The sequence below is a fragment of the Ensifer sp. NM-2 genome (assembly GCF_003024455.1).
In the GTDB taxonomy this organism is placed as follows: Bacteria; Pseudomonadota; Alphaproteobacteria; order Rhizobiales; family Rhizobiaceae; genus Ensifer; species Ensifer canadensis.
On sequence record NZ_PVZR01000218.1, the window covers coordinates 1 to 254 of the forward strand.

Annotated in this window: 1 pseudogene; it reads right to left on the bottom strand. The window is 66.5% G+C overall.

Annotated elements, in window-relative coordinates:
- Positions 1-254: pseudogene (locus C6558_RS41360) on the bottom strand (IS110 family transposase); the annotation flags it as partial.

The following is a 254-nucleotide window of genomic DNA, read 5'->3' on the forward strand; positions in this document are numbered from 1 at the left end:
TGGTAGGCGGCCACAACCGGGGCCATCGACCAGGATGCCGCGGTCTCCACCACCAGCTGGGTCAGCCTGTCCAGACGCACGCCGGCATCCTCGATGGCCTGGCAATATTCTGCCAACAGGATTTGGTCTCGCGAGCCCGTACCAGGTCGCGGATCGCCTCATGAGCTTCGTCCGGAACCCAGACCGCGGTCAGCTCGCCCGCGCGATGCAGGCGCGCCAGGCTTACGGCATCCCGGCGGTTTGTCTTCACTCGG